The sequence below is a fragment of the Pacificibacter maritimus genome (genome assembly GCF_003814915.1).
GTDB classification, from domain to species: domain Bacteria; phylum Pseudomonadota; class Alphaproteobacteria; order Rhodobacterales; family Rhodobacteraceae; genus Celeribacter; species Celeribacter maritimus.
In genome coordinates this window covers 1-16,622 of the sequence record NZ_RKQK01000006.1, presented here as the reverse complement: position 1 = coordinate 16,622, position 16,622 = coordinate 1, and the positions used below count along the sequence as shown (strand labels likewise).

Below are 16,622 nucleotides of genomic sequence, written 5' to 3'. Positions count from 1 at the left end.
GTTTGCCGCCCAACGCAGATGTTTAGCTTGTAGGTGAGACCGATTCGAAAGACCCATCTGGTAGGATTCTTGTTAAGAAAACGCCGTCTGATCCTTGGTTATCACCGGGGCCGAAAACCATTGGAAAGCCGCCGAAGTCGACATCCCGAAGGCCTGACATCGCCGATAGATAGGTCTCGCGGGTGAGGTCTGATCCAGCTGCTTTCAGGGCTTCGATTGCGAGGCGACCTGTCAAATACCCTTCGAGTGATACAAATCCAGGCTCGACTGATGGGTCATGAGCTTTTAGCGCAGCTTGATAATCTGCAACGACGGGGATTGAAGTGTCCCATGGTTGCGGCACCACTTGGCTGATAATCACGCCTTCACCATCTGTGCCGAGTTCTGTGGAGAGGGCTTTCGATCCCACAAAGGATATCGTTACAAAGGTGGGATCCATGCGCATTTTTTTTGCTAGCTTTACAAACTCACTCAAGGGTTTGTAGGCGCCCACCATAACTATGGCTTCGGGTTTTGCTTTGCGAATTTCCAGCAATGCAGATTTTACAGCGACGGTGTTTCGCGTGTAAGTACCTGTGGCAGAAAGTGCCATGCCGCGTGCATCAAGAGCTTTTGTCACACCGCTCAGTCCGACACGCCCAAACCCATCATCTTGATAGAGGATTGCAATATTACTATAGCCCAAATCATCAACAAGGTGGTCGACCCATGCAGCTGTTTCAGCATCGTATGATGCACGCATATTGATGACGTTTTTCAACGCGGGGTCACGCAAGAAACCAGCCCCAGTGAAAGGGCCAATGACAGGCATATCGGCCGCGGTCGCGATAGGTTGCGTTGCCTTGGTTGTTGGGGTTCCTACAGGGCCGATAAGCCCCAGATACTCGTCCGACTGAATGACAGATTTGACGGCGTCGATTGAACGGCTTGGTTCATAACCATCATCAATACTGTCCAAGGTTAGGGTGCGGCCAAACACGCCGCCTGCACTGTTAACTTCTGCGAAGGCTGCAAGAATGCCTGATTGCATTCCTGTCCCTAGGGCTGCGGCGGGGCCTTCGATGGCTGCCACCTGTGCAAATTTGATTTCTGTATCGCTGACGCCTTGATCCGCGCTTGCCGCAGTTGCAAAGCTAAAGGCCGCAACCGTGACTATTTTCGCAAAATTCCGCATTTAAAACTCCCGAATATGAATGCAATATGTGGAAGGTGTAGCGACCAACCATTTTTTTCTGGTTAAATGTAAAAGGCTAACATTCTGAAAGTTTGTCATGTCGGAACATGGCGAATAATCAAGATTATGTTAAATTCTAATGTGCGCAGCCGATGAGTTTATGCGCCATCAGGCCACACAGAAAGATTATAGGCCTGCTGTGTCTCTCGATTGCTTGGATGTGTCTGCCAGACGAAAAGTGCTTTTGCCTTTCACAATAGTGGCGCAGGCCGTAAGCACGGACATCTGAATTGGTTTAGGGGCAAAACATGGCGCAAAAAGCCACGATTTACAAAGTTGAGCTATCTGTTTGTGACATGGATCGTCACTATTATGAGACTCATAAGCTGACGGTTGCCAAGCATCCTTCTGAAACCGACGAACGTTTGATGGTGCGCTTGCTTGCTTTTGCGCTGAATGCCAGTGAACAACTTGAAATGACCAAGGGTTTATCGACCGATGACGAACCTGATATTTGGCAAAAAAGTCTAAGTGACGAGCTGGAACTGTGGGTCGCTTTGGGATTGCCAAGTGAAAAGATCGTGCGGCAATCTTGCGGTAAATCCAAGCAGGTGATCGTCTATTGCTATGGCGGGAATCCTGCTGCGGTGTGGTGGGATAAAATCAAAAACAGCACCACCCGTTTTGACAATCTGCAAGTGATCAATCTATCACAGACAGACACCGCCGCTTTAAGTGATTTGGCTGGTCGATCCATGCGGTTACAGGTCAATATTCAAGACGGCGAAATCATGGTCAGTGCCGATGACAGCATCGTCTATATTACGCCTGAACAGTTGAAATAAGGGCACGGAGCCGCTGAGTTTCATAGCGCAAAGCCCGCCCACGAGGGAGCGGGCTTGCGGCAAACTCTAGGGCTATTCAAGCGCAGCCTACCAGCAGCAAAATCCACCATCGACCAAAAGATCGACACCTGTGCAGTAAGAGGCGGCATCGGACAGTAAAAAGACCGCAGGGCCAACCATTTCATCGACGTTGGCCATACGTTGCATCGGGGTTTGGCTTTCAAATTCTTTGGTTTGATGCACCATTTCTGGACGGGTGTTCATGGGCGTGGCTGTGTAACCTGGACTGATGGTGTTAACACGAATGCCGCGATCGACCCATTCCATCGCCAAGGATTTTGACATATGGATAACGCCCGCTTTTGAGGCATTGTAATGGGCCTGCATCAGGCCACGATTGACGATGACACCCGACATAGAGGCGATGTTCACGATAGAGCCGCCAAGCCCGTGCGCGATCATTGCGCGGCCTTGCGCACGGCATGTGAGCCAAATCCCCTTCATGTTGATATCCATCAAGGTTTGATATTGATCTTCTTCCATGTCTTCACAGGCATTGGCATTGGCTATTCCTGCGGCGTTCACGGCCAACTGTAACGGGCCAAGATCTTTTTGCGTTTGAGCAACAGCATCTGCAAGGGCCGATTCTGACGTGACATCTGCAGCGATTTGCAAGGATTTACGCCCAAGGGCGGCAATGAAATCGGCAGTTTGGGCCAGACCGTCATCTGTGCGACGATCGAGTAAAGCCACATCCGCACCGCATTGGGCCAGACCCATGGCGATGCGTTGCCCGATGCCGCTGCCTGCGCCTGTCACAAATGCGACACGGCCAGACAAATCGAACAGAGCGGGTGCATTTAAAGTTGGTGTCGTCATGTTGGTCATCGCCTTTTAAGTGGATCAGGACATTATCAAGCCGCCATCAACATTGATGGTTTGGCCTGTGATATAAGATGCATCTTCGCTGGCCAGAAAGGCGATGAGGGCGGCGACATCTTTGCCTTCGCCAGCGCGTTTCATTGGGATGTTTTGCACCCAGCTTTCCATCAATTCGCCCGGTCCAAAATTGCCCATCATCTTGCCCCAAACGCGGTCATTATAGTCCCACATATCCGATTGGATGATGCCGGGGCAGACCGCATTCACAGTGATATTATCAAGGGCAACTTCTTTGGCGATGCTTTGGGTCATGCCCATGACACCGTATTTGGAGGCGGCGTAATGCGGTGTATAGATGAACCCATCGCGCGCCTGACCTGAGGCCATGTTAATCAACTTGCCGCCCTTGCCAGATTTGCGCATCCGCTTGATCGCCTCTTGGCAACACAGGAACGCCCCTTTTGTGTTGACGTTTAGGTTGGCATCCCATTCTTGTTCGGTCAGATCTTCGATTTTGGCGATGGTGATGACACCAGCGTTTTGCACTGAAATGTCGATGCTGCCGAATTCAGTTTCGGCGCGCTCATACATATCGATCACGGCAGATTTATCTGTCACGTCACAGATAACACCGATGGCAGATGCCCCTGCTTTGCGCAATTCTGCTGCGGCTTCATCGACCTGCGGCTCAAAAGATCCGATCACCACATTGGCGCCTTCATCGGCAAAGCGTTTGGCAATCGCAAAGCCGATCCCTTTGTTGCCACCTGTCACAACCACTGTTTTATCTGTGTATCGGTTCATGGGAAATCCTTACTTTTAGGCTGTTGCCAATTCAATTATTGAGACATCATTTGCCTCGCTGTGATCCAAAATGCCCGCTTGGCGCCCCGCTGCCATGACCAAAATGCGATTGGACACGCCAAGCACTTCTTCAAGGTCAGAGCTGACCACAATCACAGCAACGCCTGCCTCGGCAAGCTCGTGGATAATTTCGTAGATTGAAGACCGCGCACCGACATCAATGCCGCGCGTTGGTTCATCAAGCAATACAACTTTGGGGTTGCGCGCCAGCCATTTGGCAATCACGACTTTTTGCTGATTGCCCCCAGACATTTCGCCGACATTCTGGCGACCCGAGCCTTTGACGCCAAACTTGGCGATGTTTTCATCGGCAAAGGCTGTTACCTTTTTGGTACTGATCCAACCTGCGGTGCTAACGGCGTCAAAGTTCGAATAGGCGATGTTTTCGCGAATCTTGTGATCGACGATGATGCCTTGCAATTTGCGATCTTCGGGCACCAAAACGATGCCGTTTTGGATTGCCTCTTTGGGGGATCGAGGCGTGACATCTTTACCGTTCAGGGTGATCGTCCCAGATTTGATAGCGTCGGCACCAGCAATGGCGCGTACCAATTCGGTGCGCCCTGCCCCGACCAGCCCTGCGACCCCCAGAATTTCACCTTTTTTCAGCGTAAAATTCACATCTTCAAATTGACCTGTCGGCGATGACAGTCCTGCGATTTCAAGCACGGTTTCACTGGTCGGTGTCGCCAAAGGTGGGAACATTTGATCCATACTGCGCCCCACCATGGCTTCAACGATTTGGCGCACGGGGACATCGGCTGATGGGAATTCTTCGACCTTTACGCCATCGCGCATTACAACGATACGGTCAGCGATTTGTCTGATTTCTTCCAAACGATGCGAAATATAGACGATGCCCACACCTTCGGCTTTGACCCTTTCGATTTGCTTGAACAAAAGCTTGGTTTCTTCGCCACCAAGGGCCGCTGTCGGTTCGTCCAAGATCAAAAGTTTCGACCCTAAAGTCAGGGCTTTTGCAATTTCAATGAGCTGTTGGCTGGCGGTGGACAGCCCTTCTACAAGGCGCTTGGGCGAAATATCCAACCCCAGACGTTGCAGGCCCGCGCCTGCACGGCGTTCCATTTCGCGCCGATCAAGACGGCCAGCTTTCATCGGGTAGCGCCCGACAAACATATTTTCAGCGATAGACATATGCGGTAGCAACAGCAGTTCTTGGTGGATCATGCCGACGCCTGCATCAATGGCTTCGCGGGGGTTGGCGGGCGCATAGGGCGCGCCCTGCCAAGTCATTTCTCCAGCACTTGGGAGGACCGTGCCAGACATGACATTTGAAACCGTCGATTTTCCTGCGCCATTTTCACCTAGCAGGGCCACAACTTCACCTGGGGCAACATCCAAATCAATCCCGTGCAACACTTGGATAGGTCCGTAAGATTTACGAATTCCGCGCAAAGATAGGATCGGTGTTTTTCCAGTTTGGGTCATGGCACTGCTTTCTGATCTATGGGTTGGGGACCTGCGGTTTATGGGTGCTTTTCGACAAAGGCAGCCGCATCGTCACAAGTGGTCAAAACCGCATTCGGAATTTGACGCGCGGGTACGGATGCACCGTTGGCCACAGCAATCGCCGAATTCACAGCCAAGACGCCCATAGCCTGCGTGCTTTGCGTTGCGGTCACGATAAACGGCGTGTCGCATGCGACCAGAGATTCCAGCGCTGCGCCGTCACCATCATAGCCGCCAATGATGACTTGGTCCGCAAGGCCCGCAACTTCGACGGCTTTTGCAGCGCCCATTGCCAGACCATCAGCTTGGCCAAAGATGATGGTGATGTCTGGGTTCGCTTGCAGCATGTTTTGCGCGATGTTGAAGCCTTCGTCAGGTGACCACTGTTGGCTCCACTGTTGGGCGACGAGTTCCACGCCAGGATTTTCATCGATGGCCATTTTACAGCCTTCAAAACGCTGAACTTCTGGAGTTGTTCCTTTTTGACCGTGGATGGTCACCATTTTGCCTTCGCCGCCCGCGAGTTCGATGATGTGATTACACACTTGGTAAGCTGAGACGACATTTTCGCCATAGATCACTGTATCACCTGGCGCGCCATCTGGTTCGCGGTCTACGTTGATCACGGGAATACCTTCTGCGCGGGCCAAACGTGTTGGCACTGCGGCGGCAGCCGCCCCTGCTGGGATATAGATAAAGGCATCAATGCCTTGCGTGATCAAATCTTGGACTTGGCTTACTTGGGTCGCGGTGTCGTTTTTGGCATCTACAACGATAACTTCGATACCCAGCTTGGTTGCGTAGCTTTCGACACCCAGCTTGATCTGGTTGAAAAAGTCGGCTTGCAAATTTGGCACAGCGAGGCCGATTTTATTGATGCCACCGACACCTTCTGCGGTGGCTGCGCTTGTGGCACATGTTGCGACCGAGGCGATAAGAGCTGCCTTTAGGGTAGATTTCATAAGTGTTTCCTCCGTGTTGAGTGATGCCAAAGACTTGCTTTGGTCTTTAGAGCGCTCGGATATGAGCGTAGGTTCCTGCGCCGCCTCCCCGCGGCGCCGAAAATTTTAGCGGCGGTGTTTAAAGGTTTCCGCCACCACAGCCAGCAAGATGACAGCGCCAATAATGACCGCCTGCAAGAATGGCGAAACGCTGAGCAGGTTTAGGCCATTGCGCAGAACGCCGATGATCAAGACACCGATCAAAGTTCCGCCAACGCCGCCAGTGCCGCCCGATAGGCTGGTGCCGCCGATGACCACTGCCGCGATGGCATCGAGTTCATAGGCCACGCCAGAGCTGGGTTGTACGGAATCTAGGCGTGCTGCTAACAAGACCCCCGCAAGGCCAGCAAGCACACTGCACGCGGTATAAACAGCGATGGTTTTGCGCTTTACGCTGATACCCGCAAGGCGGGCGACTTCTGGGTTTCCGCCAATTGCATAGAGTTCGCGCCCGCCTTGACGGTAGCGTTGAAATAAGATTGCAGCGGCAAAAACGACCAGCATCACGGCGACAGTCATGGTTAGAAAGCCGCCATATCGAATGATCGCGCCCATATTGAACCAAGCTGGGAAACCGATGATCTGAGATCCGTTCGTAATCATATTGGCCACACCGCGTGCGATAGACATCATTGCGAGGGTCGCGATAAAGGCAGGCACTTTGAATTCAGCGATCATAATGCCTGCGAAAGCTCCAGATAGGGCGCAAGCGAGCAAAGCGCCTGAGATAGCAATCCCCATTGGCAGGCCTGCGGTGACATTAAGATAGCCAAGCACCATCATCGCGAGGGCCAGAACAGATCCAACGGCCAAGTCGATTCCGCCGATTAAGATAACAAAGGTCATGCCGACGGCCAGAATGCCAAGAACGGTGATCTGATCCAGAATGTTCAGAAAGTTCCGAAAGGACAGAAATGAATCTGTTGCGATGGACAGAAAGACGCAGAGTAAAATCAGGCCTATGAAAGGGCCCGTTGCGCCACTGAGTGAGAAAAGCTCACGTATATTAGGTTTTGCATCCTTCGGAATAGGCGCTGCGGTCATCATATCCTCCCTTGCAAGCATAAATATTCACACTTGATGAAAAATGCCTAGCTGAGGTATTTTCATCTGTCAAGCTTGCCAAGAGTGGAAATTTGCAAAAATGGCATAAAGAAATTTCTGAGAATCTCACTTGACGTTTGGCTATTCGCATGAATAATGATGGACGAATAATTATGCAGAGGCCGAAAAATGACCCCAACAGAGCTCAGCAAACTCGCCAATCGAAACCGTGCCCGTGATCTTAGGGGCGTCTTTGAAGCGGGCGCTGGCCACATTGGTGGCGAAATGTCGGTGATGGATATCCTGACCGCATTGTATTTCGACACCATGTCGGTCGACCCGAAATCCCCTCTTGATCCCAAACGTGATCGTTTGGTGCTTAGTAAGGGGCATACCGCGCTCGCGCTTTATGTCGTATTGGCGGAAAAGGGGTTTATTCCCAAAGAAGAAATTTCAACATTTCTTCAGCCCAATTCGCGCCTAAACGGTCACCCAAATCGCGTGAAAATCCCAGGTGTTGAAACCAACACAGGGCCACTTGGGCACGGGTTGCCTATCGGTGTCGGCATGGCCACGGGCGCAAAGCTGAACGGAGACGACTGGCGCACATTTGTCATTACAGGCGACGGCGAAATGCAAGAAGGGTCGAACTGGGAAGCCATTATGGCGGCCGCGCAATTCAAATTAGACAACCTGACTTTGATCATTGACCATAACCGTTTGCAACAAGGCGCGAGATTGGAAGACACCAATAACATCGCGCCATTGGTGCCCAAGCTTGAGGCCTTTGGCTGGGCTGTCGAAGAAATCGACGGACACGATATGGATCAGATCTGTGCTGCTTTGTCGCCAGATACGATCACCGCGGGTAAACCCAAGTGCATCGTCGCCCATACCAACAAAGGGCAAGGCATTTCCTTTATGTCTGACAATGTCGCATGGCACCACAAAGTTCCCAACCAAGCCCAATATGAACAGGCCCTAAAAGAGCTTGAGGAGGCCAGCAAATGACCAATCCATTTCAAGATGCAAAATTGCATGATTGCCGCGATGCATTCACAAACGTCCTAGAAACAGTCGGCGAAACCAACGAAAATATCGTCGCCGTGTGCAATGATTCCGTTGGATCATCCAAGCTGGGGGGCTTTAAAGACAAGTTTCCCACACGCCTGATCAATGTCGGCATCGCAGAACAAAATATGGTGGGTGTTGGTGCGGGTTTGGCCAATGCAGGTAAGATCCCATTTGTCTGTGCGGCCTCTCCCTTTTTGACTGGGCGCGCGCTCGAACAGATCAAAGCCGATGTGTCCTATTCGCAAACCAATGTGAAACTTGTCGGCATCAGTTCTGGAATGGCATACGGCGAACTTGGCCCCACGCATCATTCCATCGAAGATTTCGCCTGGATCAGAGCTTTGCCAAACATTCCTGTGATTGCCCCTGCAGATCGTCATGAAACCGCTGCAGCGATCAGATGGGCCGCTGCTCATGATGGCCCGTGTTTCTTGCGCCTTAGCCGTGTCGGCGTGCCTGATTTGTTTTCACAGACCCATGAATTTGTGGTCGGGCGTGCGGATATGTTGCAAGATGGTGGCGACCTTACCATAATCGCCAACGGTGTTTTGACGCATCGCGCGATGATGGCTGCCGCTCTTTTGAAAGAACAGGGTATTTCGGTGCGGGTGTTGAACATGGCAACAGTGCGCCCTATCGATGCGGATGCGATTGTCGCCGCTGCGCGTGAAACAGGCGCGATTGTGACATGCGAAGAACATACCACCTTTGGGGGTTTGGGCAGTGCGGTTGCAGAAGTTGTTGTGGACAGGCAACCTGTGCCAATGTGCCGTCTTGGTGTGCCGGGTGTCTTTGCGCATACAGCGTCAGCCAATGCGCTTTTGGATGATTTTGGCATGTCGCCGACAGCCATCGCAAATAGCGCCCAAGCCCTCTTAAAACGAAAGGCCTAAGTATATGGCAGATCAGGCTATTCTTGCCATCGATGAAGGCACCACCAATTCCAAAGCGGTGCTTGTGTCGCAAGCTGGCCAAATCATCTCCAGCGGATCTGCCCCCGTGCCCATTGAACACCCGCAAGCGGGTTGGGTGCAGCAAGATGCAGAACAGATCTGGATCGCAACGCAAAAAGCGATTGCGGCCTGTCTGGCAAAAGCGCCTGACACACAGATCACAGCCCTTGGTATTTCCAACCAACGGGAATCTATTTTGATTTGGGACAGGGTCACAGGTGCGCCGCTTGGCCCTGTTATATCATGGCAATGCCGCCGCACGGCTGCGCAATGCGAGGCGCTTAAAGCTGCGGGGCATGAAGCCGATGTGATCGCTAAAACAGGTTTGCCGCTTGATCCTATGTTTCCTGCCACCAAGGCCGCTTGGTTGGTGCAAAACCATGCTGCGCCCCAGACTGATGTCTGCATCGGCACCGTTGACAGTTGGTTGATCTGGAAACTTTCTGGCCATCAAGTTCACGCCACTGACAGTTCAAATGCGGCCCGCACGCAATTGTTTAATCTGGTGGATCAAAAGTGGGACGATGCTCTGTGTGATCTGTTTGGCGTGGATATGTCAATCCTGCCAAAGGTTCACGATTCATCGCATATTTTTGGCGTCACCAAAGGCGTGCAAGGATTGCCTGACGGCATTCCTATTGCGTCGGCTATAGGTGATTCACATGCGGCTTTGTTTGGTCATGGGGCTTTTGACAGTGGCGATGGCAAGATCACATTTGGCACAGGGTCGTCTGTTATGACGACCTTGCCCAGATTTGTTGCGCCCCCAAAAGGCATCACCACAACCATCGCTTGGTCTATTGGCGGCAGGCCAACCTATGCGCTGGAAGGCAATATTCTCGTGAGTGCTTCCATATTGCCATGGGCTGCCAAACTGTTGGGATTGGAAAATATAGAAGCCTTGCTGGAATTGGCGCAATCAGTGCCTGACGCGGGCGGGGTGTCTTTGGTGCCTGCCCATGTTGGTCTGGGCGCACCCCATTGGGACGCCGAGGCTCAAGGTCTGATTTGCGGGCTGTCTTTTGGGGCTGGTCCTGCGCAAGTAGCGCGGGCAGCCGCAGAGAGCATGGCCTTTCAGGTGCAAGATGTGTTCGAAATTATGGCGCAGACGTCGCAAGACTTTGGGCGCCTCTTCGTAGATGGAGGCCCCAGCAATAACGGGTTTCTGATGCAGCTTGTTGCGAATTATTTGGACCATTCAGTGATTCAATCGGAGAACTCTTCAGCCTCTGCTATTGGTGCGGCTTATTTGGCTGGTTTGGCCACAGGTTTTTGGGCTGACATCCCCACAGTGGCAAACTTGGGGCGGCATGGAACACAGATCGCAGCCAATCTGCCCGCGTTGCAGCGCAGTGATGACATTGCGCGGTGGAGAAAGGCTATTGCCCGAACGGTGCAAAGCGTTTAGTGAATAAATATTCACGTTAGAAGGGGCTAATATATGTCGCGTACCAACGAGCTTCGCCTTATCGCCCGTGTCGCGCAGATGTATTATGTCGATGGGCAACGCCAAGCCAGCATCGCACAACACCTGCGTATTTCGCAGGCAACAGTTTCACGCATGCTGAAGAAAGCGCAAGACGAAGAAATCGTGCGCACCACGGTTGTCTCCCCTTCTGGCACCTATGCTGAACTCGAAGCGGCCTTGCGGCAAAATTATGGTCTGTCCGAAGCGATTGTTGTGGAATGTTCAGAGGATCGCGACGGGGCGATCATGGCGCGCATTGGCGAGGCGGCAGCGCATTTTCTTGAGGCCACCTTGCAAACTGGCGAAATTATCGGGGTATCCAGTTGGTCTGAAACCATCTTGAAGATGGTTGATAATATCCACCCGATGAAAAACGGCAAAGCGCGCTATGTGGTACAAATCATGGGCGGCGTTGGCGATCCTACCGTGCAAACCCATGCCACGCAGCTGACCTCACGCCTTGCCCGCCTGACGGGTGCCGAAGCACATTTGCTGAACGCGCCAGGTGTTGCGCAATCACGCGAAGCAAAGCTGGTTTTGCTCAGCGATCCTTATGTGCGTGAAACGATGGATATGTTTGGCAAACTTAGCTTAACTATCGTGGGCATCGGTGCGATCGAACCTTCGACCATGCTGGCGCGCAGTGGCAACGTGTTTTCATCGCGTGAATTGGAAGAGATAAAAGACGCGGGCGGGATCGGTGAAATTAGTTTGCGGTTCTTTGATGCGGATGGTGCTTTTGTCAAAACGCCCTTGGACGAACGCGTTATCGGTATGACCTTGGAAGCGCAAAAGGACGTTGATCGTGTTATTGCCCTTGCAGGCGGCCAAGCGAAAACCGACGCAATTCGCGCGGCACTCAAAACGGGTATCATTGACCTGTTGATCACAGACAAATTCACTGCTGAGCGCCTGACAGACAGCAAGTAAAATTCAATAAATACAATAAAAAAAGCCCCCAAACCCGACTGGCAGGTTTGGGGGTCTATTTTTGCGCAATGCCTTATGGGATAAGGCGCGCGATGATCGCCTCTGCCGCCTCTTCGGGCGTCATTGCGGTTGTATCGATCCGCATGTCTGGCGATTCAGGATGCTCATAAGGGCTGTCGATGCCTGTGAAGTTTTTCAACTCACCCGCACGTGCTTTCGCATACAGGCCTTTGACATCGCGGCTTTCGGCCACTTCCAAAGGTGTATCGACAAACACTTCAACAAATTCACCTGGCTGCATCATAGAGCGCACCATTTCACGCTCTGAACGGTAAGGCGAGATGAAGGCGGTGATCACGATCAGACCCGCATCCGTCATCAACTTGGCCACTTCACCAACGCGGCGGATGTTTTCCACACGGTCCGCTTCGGTAAAGCCAAGGTCTTTGTTCAATCCGTGACGCACGTTATCGCCATCCAGCAAGAAGGTGTGACGGTTCATCCGCGCCAGTTTTTGCTCAACGATATTGGCGATGGTGGATTTGCCAGACCCAGACAGACCTGTCAGCCAAAGCACCGCTGCTTTTTGGTGCTTCATGGAGGCGTGGTGATCACGGCCCAAATCAGTGGCCTGCCAATGTACGTTTTGCGCCCGACGCAATGAGAAGTGCAACATGCCCGCGGCAACCGTTTGATTGCTGATCTTGTCGATCAGAATAAAGCCGCCAAGATCATGTGACTCATCGTAGGATGCGAAAGGAATTTCACGGTCCGTCGTGATATTGGCGATGCCGATGGCATTCAGATCCAATGTCTTCGATGCAAGGTGTTCTTGCGTGTTCACATTCACTTCGTACTTGGGTTCTTGCACGGTGGCTGAAACGGTTTGTGACCCGATTTTCATCCAGTAAGCACGACCAGGCACAAGCTCTTGCTCGTCCATCCACACCAATGTGCTTTCGAACTGATCCGCAACTTCGAGTGGAGACTTCGCTGCGACAATCACTTGGCCGCGCGAACAGTCAATTTCATCGGTCAAAGTCAGCGTGACAGATTCACCCGCAACAGCCATGTCGCGGTCGCCGTCAAAGGTGACGATCTTGTCGATGGTTGATGTTTTGCCCGATGGCAAAACGCGTATTTCATCACCTGGGCGCACTGTGCCCGATGCGATCAAGCCAGAGAAACCACGGAAATCAAGGTTCGGGCGGTTCACCCACTGCACAGGCATGCGGAAAGGCTCGGCTTGCTCTAGGCTATCTTCGACAGAAACTGTTTCAAGATGCGGCAACAAGGCTGTGCCTTCATACCAAGGCGTGTTTTCACTCGCGCCTGTGATATTGTCGCCTTTAAAGCCAGAAATCGGAATCGCTGTGAAGTCTTCGATGCCGATGGTGTCGGCAAACTCGCGGTAATCAGCAACGATCTGGTTGAATGTGGCTTGATCGTAATCGACCAAATCCATTTTGTTCACAGCCAAAACAACGTGGCGAATGCCCAGAAGTTTCACGAGATAGCTGTGACGGCGCGTTTGGGTCAAAATGCCTTTGCGTGCGTCGATCAAGATAACAGCAAGGTCAGCCGTGGACGCACCTGTCACCATGTTGCGTGTGTATTGCTCATGACCTGGCGTATCAGCCACGATGAATTTACGCTTTTCAGTGGCAAAGAAACGGTAGGCCACATCGATGGTGATGCCTTGCTCGCGTTCAGCCGCCAAACCGTCAACCAAAAGCGCGAAATCAATTTCTTCGCCTTGGGTGCCAGAGCGTTTGCTGTCTGCTTCGAGTGTGGCAAGTTGGTCTTCAAAGATCATCTTTGAATCGTACAACAAGCGACCGATTAAAGTGGATTTGCCGTCATCGACAGAACCACAAGTGATAAAGCGCAGCATGGTTTTATGCTGGTGTGTTTCAAGATACTGATCGATGTTTTCAGCGATCAAAGCATCGGTTTTATAGATAGGATCCGGGGTCGTCATAAATAGTCACCTGAACTGAAAGGGCAAAAAGAGGGCGATCTTGGGCGCAAAAAGCGCTTAGAAATAGCCTTCCTGCTTTTTCTTTTCCATCGAAGCCGCTTGATCGTGGTCGATGGCGCGGCCCTGCCGCTCGGAGGTTGTGGTCAACAGCATTTCCTGAATGATCTCAGGCAATGTCGTGGCCTCACTTTCCACTGCGCCAGTCAGCGGGTAACACCCAAGTGTACGGAACCGCACAGAGCGCATCACAGGTTCTTCGCCATTCAGCGGGAAACGGTCGTCATCAACCATAATGGTCAAGCCATCACGCACAACGGTTGGGCGCATCGCAGACATATACAAAGGAACGATTTCGATTCCTTCCAAGTGGATGTACTGCCAGATGTCCAATTCGGTCCAGTTGGAAATCGGGAAAACACGAACGCTTTCGCCTTTGGCTTTGCGTGCGTTGTAGATGTTCCACAATTCAGCGCGCTGGTTTTTTGGATCCCAACGGTGATTGGCTGAGCGGAAAGAGAAGACGCGCTCTTTTGCACGCGCTTTTTCTTCGTCGCGACGCGCGCCACCAAAGGCCGCATCAAAGCCGTATTTATCAAGCGCCTGTTTTAGGCCCTCTGTCTTCCACATATCTGTGTGCAAGCTGCCGTGGTCAAACGGGTTGATCCCACGCTCTTGCGCTTCTGGGTTTTGGTAGACCAGCAATTCCATGCCAGCCTCTTTGGCCGCTTTGTCGCGCAGTTTGTACATTTCTTGGAACTTCCAAGTTGTATCTACGTGCAGCAAAGGAAAGGGCGGCGGCGATGGGTAAAAGGCTTTTTTCGCCAAATGCAACATGACAGCACTGTCCTTGCCAACGCTGTAAAGCATGACTGGGTTTTCTGTCTCGGCGACGACTTCACGCATAATGTGGATGCTCTCGGCTTCCAAACGCTGAAGGTGTGTGAGGGTTTTGTTGGCCATAGGCCCTCTCTCTTATTTCTAAATGAACTGTTGTCCGTATTTATCCTTGCCAAGATCACTTCACACCCCCCATATGGGGGTCATGCAGATAAGGTGATGACAGATGTCAGATGAAACCCAACTTCTTACAGCGCTGTTTAACGTCGCGCTCGGCCAAACAAGTGACAGGCAAGCTGCAACAGGTGTCGATGGTGGTGTCGGAGATTGGACAGGATTCCTATCGGTTTTGGCGCGCATATCTCATGCGGACACAGTGCAGTTGCATCTGATTGACAGCGCAGGCGTGCAGCGCTGGCAGTTGGGCGATGACCTAGGGACCGTTGATATACAAGCCAGCGACAAAATGCGGACCAGTCGCGTCTATTCGCAATCCGATCTGCCCAGTGGTCTCGATCAAACGCATCCGTTGCGGTCCATCCGCTGGCGCAATGGTGCTGATGCATGGGGGATCTTGACCCTTAGGCGGCGCGCGGATGACTTTCGCGCAGCCGATAGCCAACATTTGTCCAATCTGTTGCCCTACCTTGCTCCGACTGTTCATGGTTGGCAGGCGCTCATGCGCACGCGTCTTCACAATACATTGTCACAGCAAACCTCGGCGGCGCTAGGTGCGGCTTGGATTCTATTTGCACAAACGGGTCAGATGACCGCCACCGCAGAAGGATTGCCCGATCAGCTCGAAGCTGTGGCAGGCATCAAAACAAGTGCAGACGGGCGCCTACTGCTTGATCCCGAAGCGGCGCAACAGATGCGGGCCGCCTTGAATGCTATCGCCGCTGGCGAGACCGCGCCGCAAGCTGTGCGGCTGTCTGCGTCTGGACATGTTCAGATGATTTTGTCGGTGATGAATTATGGTGGCGATATGGTCGTGGTGGGATGTGTGCGTTTTCCTAAACTGGCGCGCGACCTGCCCTTATCGCGGGTGATGGATGTCTTTGCACTCAATCGCAGCGAAGCCCGTCTGGCGGTCGCACTTTGTGACGGTCTTACATTGGCGCAAGCCGCCGAAACATTGGGCTGGACAATCGAAACAGCGCGCAGCACATCAAAACAACTGTTCGCGCATATGGGCGTTTCTGGCCAGCCTAGCGTGGTGCGAGCGATGCAATCCAGCGCGATATGGTTTTGATCCAGACAGGCGATATGCACAACTTGATCACCATAAACGCGCCATGAACTGATTTCCGTCTGTGCAAAAAAATAAAGTTATATGCGCGTTGAAGCACTCACATAAAAGTCAATTTTCGCTCTTATTCTTGTGAACTATCAGGGGCTTACATTTTTCGCCGATATGTCTAAATCCAACGACAAGGCAGCAAACAAGCCAGTTGGCCTGCTGCCAAATAAATTGGAAACGCGTCAAATTATGGCGTCTTGAAAGGACTATAAAATGTTTAACTCTACTGTAAAAACTCTCGTTGCTGCTGCTGTTCTTGTTGGTGCTGGTTCAACCGCATTCGCATCTGACCACATCTTTGCTAACCCAAACCAAAATCTGAAATCATATGTTTCTCTTGACCTTGTTCGTGCAACATCTGCTGGCACAGTTGACGTTTACGAATTGAATGCAGACGGCCGCGGCGAACTTTTGGGGTCTGCAGCTGTACACGCTGGCGCCAACACAAACGTTAAAGTTCAGTTGAAAAACAACATCAGCCAAGATGTCGTCGCTGTTTTGAACACAGGCAGCGTTGATGCTGCGCTCGAAGAGATCGCGCGTATCGACTAAGCGCCCTTAGAATTCATACCAACTCCCTCTCGACGATTAGGCGGCCCTTCGGGGTCGTCTTTTTGTTGGGCAGGTGGATATTCCGGGCGATTTACGTCTGCGATCCACTATTGGATCACTTAAAGCGCTAGAATTAGCGTGCAAAAATATTGAGCAATCTGCGCGTTGAAGCACTCACGAAAAAGTCAAATTTCGCTCTTATTCTTGTGATCGATCAAGCACTTACAATTTCTTCAAAGCAGTCTAA

The 16,622-nt window shown here is 52.0% G+C and carries 15 protein-coding genes; 7 read left to right on the top strand and 8 right to left on the bottom strand.

Annotation, left to right across the window (positions count from 1 at the left end):
• Positions 1–22: 22 nt before the first annotated feature.
• The gene (locus tag EDD53_RS14385) at positions 23–1,174 is read right to left on the bottom strand and encodes an ABC transporter substrate-binding protein (RefSeq protein ID WP_123794263.1); all 1,152 of its coding nucleotides are present in this window, start codon (positions 1,172–1,174) and stop codon (positions 23–25) included.
• Between the two features lie 308 nt (positions 1,175–1,482).
• On the opposite strand from EDD53_RS14385, the gene EDD53_RS14380 reads away from it, so the two are divergent.
• Positions 1,483–2,019, top strand: a complete 537-nt coding sequence (locus EDD53_RS14380) for a YaeQ family protein (protein ID WP_123794262.1) — start codon at positions 1,483–1,485, stop codon at positions 2,017–2,019.
• Positions 2,020–2,106: 87 nt separating this feature from the next.
• On the opposite strand, the gene EDD53_RS14375 is transcribed toward EDD53_RS14380, so the two are convergent.
• The 5 genes from EDD53_RS14375 to EDD53_RS14355 form a co-directional block, all read right to left on the bottom strand.
• Positions 2,107–2,898 carry an SDR family oxidoreductase gene (locus tag EDD53_RS14375; protein ID WP_123794261.1) on the bottom strand — a complete coding sequence of 264 codons (792 nt, stop codon included), beginning with the start codon at positions 2,896–2,898 and terminating at the stop codon, positions 2,107–2,109.
• A gap of 24 nt (positions 2,899–2,922) precedes the next feature.
• The gene (locus EDD53_RS14370; RefSeq protein ID WP_123794260.1) at positions 2,923–3,705 is read right to left on the bottom strand and encodes an SDR family NAD(P)-dependent oxidoreductase; all 783 of its coding nucleotides are present in this window, start codon (positions 3,703–3,705) and stop codon (positions 2,923–2,925) included.
• Between the two features lie 15 nt (positions 3,706–3,720).
• Complete coding sequence (locus EDD53_RS14365; RefSeq protein WP_123794259.1) at positions 3,721–5,214, bottom strand: sugar ABC transporter ATP-binding protein; 1,494 nt, start codon at positions 5,212–5,214, stop codon at positions 3,721–3,723.
• A gap of 38 nt (positions 5,215–5,252) precedes the next feature.
• Entirely contained in the window at positions 5,253–6,197 is a 945-nt protein-coding gene (locus EDD53_RS14360) for a substrate-binding domain-containing protein (protein WP_123794258.1), read from the bottom strand.
• A 105-nt stretch (positions 6,198–6,302) separates the two neighbouring features.
• Entirely contained in the window at positions 6,303–7,280 is a 978-nt protein-coding gene (locus EDD53_RS14355; RefSeq protein WP_123794257.1) for an ABC transporter permease, read from the bottom strand.
• Between the two features lie 189 nt (positions 7,281–7,469).
• Between EDD53_RS14355 and EDD53_RS14350 the strand changes: the two genes are divergently transcribed.
• The 4 genes from EDD53_RS14350 to EDD53_RS14335 are packed head-to-tail and all read left to right on the top strand — an operon-like array spanning position 7,470 to position 11,705.
• Positions 7,470–8,291 carry a transketolase gene (locus EDD53_RS14350; RefSeq protein ID WP_123794256.1) on the top strand — a complete coding sequence of 274 codons (822 nt, stop codon included), beginning with the start codon at positions 7,470–7,472 and terminating at the stop codon, positions 8,289–8,291.
• Complete coding sequence (locus EDD53_RS14345) at positions 8,288–9,247, top strand: transketolase family protein (RefSeq protein WP_123794255.1); 960 nt, start codon at positions 8,288–8,290, stop codon at positions 9,245–9,247. The genes EDD53_RS14350 and EDD53_RS14345 overlap by 4 nt, the downstream gene beginning before the upstream one ends.
• A 4-nt stretch (positions 9,248–9,251) precedes the next feature.
• Positions 9,252–10,715 (top strand): FGGY family carbohydrate kinase, encoded by a 1,464-nt coding sequence (locus EDD53_RS14340; RefSeq protein ID WP_123794254.1) that lies wholly within the window; start codon positions 9,252–9,254, stop codon positions 10,713–10,715.
• A 33-nt stretch (positions 10,716–10,748) separates the two neighbouring features.
• Positions 10,749–11,705 (top strand): sugar-binding transcriptional regulator, encoded by a 957-nt coding sequence (locus EDD53_RS14335; protein WP_123794253.1) that lies wholly within the window; start codon positions 10,749–10,751, stop codon positions 11,703–11,705.
• Positions 11,706–11,778: 73 nt separating this feature from the next.
• On the opposite strand, the gene cysN is transcribed toward EDD53_RS14335, so the two are convergent.
• Both cysN and cysD read right to left on the bottom strand, forming a co-directional pair.
• Complete coding sequence (gene cysN, locus EDD53_RS14330; RefSeq protein ID WP_123794252.1) at positions 11,779–13,686, bottom strand: sulfate adenylyltransferase subunit CysN; 1,908 nt, start codon at positions 13,684–13,686, stop codon at positions 11,779–11,781.
• Between the two features lie 57 nt (positions 13,687–13,743).
• Positions 13,744–14,646: a sulfate adenylyltransferase subunit CysD gene (gene cysD, locus EDD53_RS14325; RefSeq protein WP_123794251.1), complete on the bottom strand. Its 903-nt coding sequence runs from the start codon at positions 14,644–14,646 to the stop codon at positions 13,744–13,746.
• A 103-nt stretch (positions 14,647–14,749) separates the two neighbouring features.
• Between cysD and EDD53_RS14320 the strand changes: the two genes are divergently transcribed.
• Both EDD53_RS14320 and EDD53_RS14315 read left to right on the top strand, forming a co-directional pair.
• The gene (locus tag EDD53_RS14320; protein WP_123794250.1) at positions 14,750–15,775 is read left to right on the top strand and encodes a helix-turn-helix transcriptional regulator; all 1,026 of its coding nucleotides are present in this window, start codon (positions 14,750–14,752) and stop codon (positions 15,773–15,775) included.
• A gap of 261 nt (positions 15,776–16,036) precedes the next feature.
• A complete protein-coding gene (locus tag EDD53_RS14315; protein ID WP_123794249.1) occupies positions 16,037–16,375 on the top strand; it encodes a hypothetical protein in 339 nt (112 codons plus the stop codon).
• Positions 16,376–16,622 lie beyond the last annotated feature (247 nt).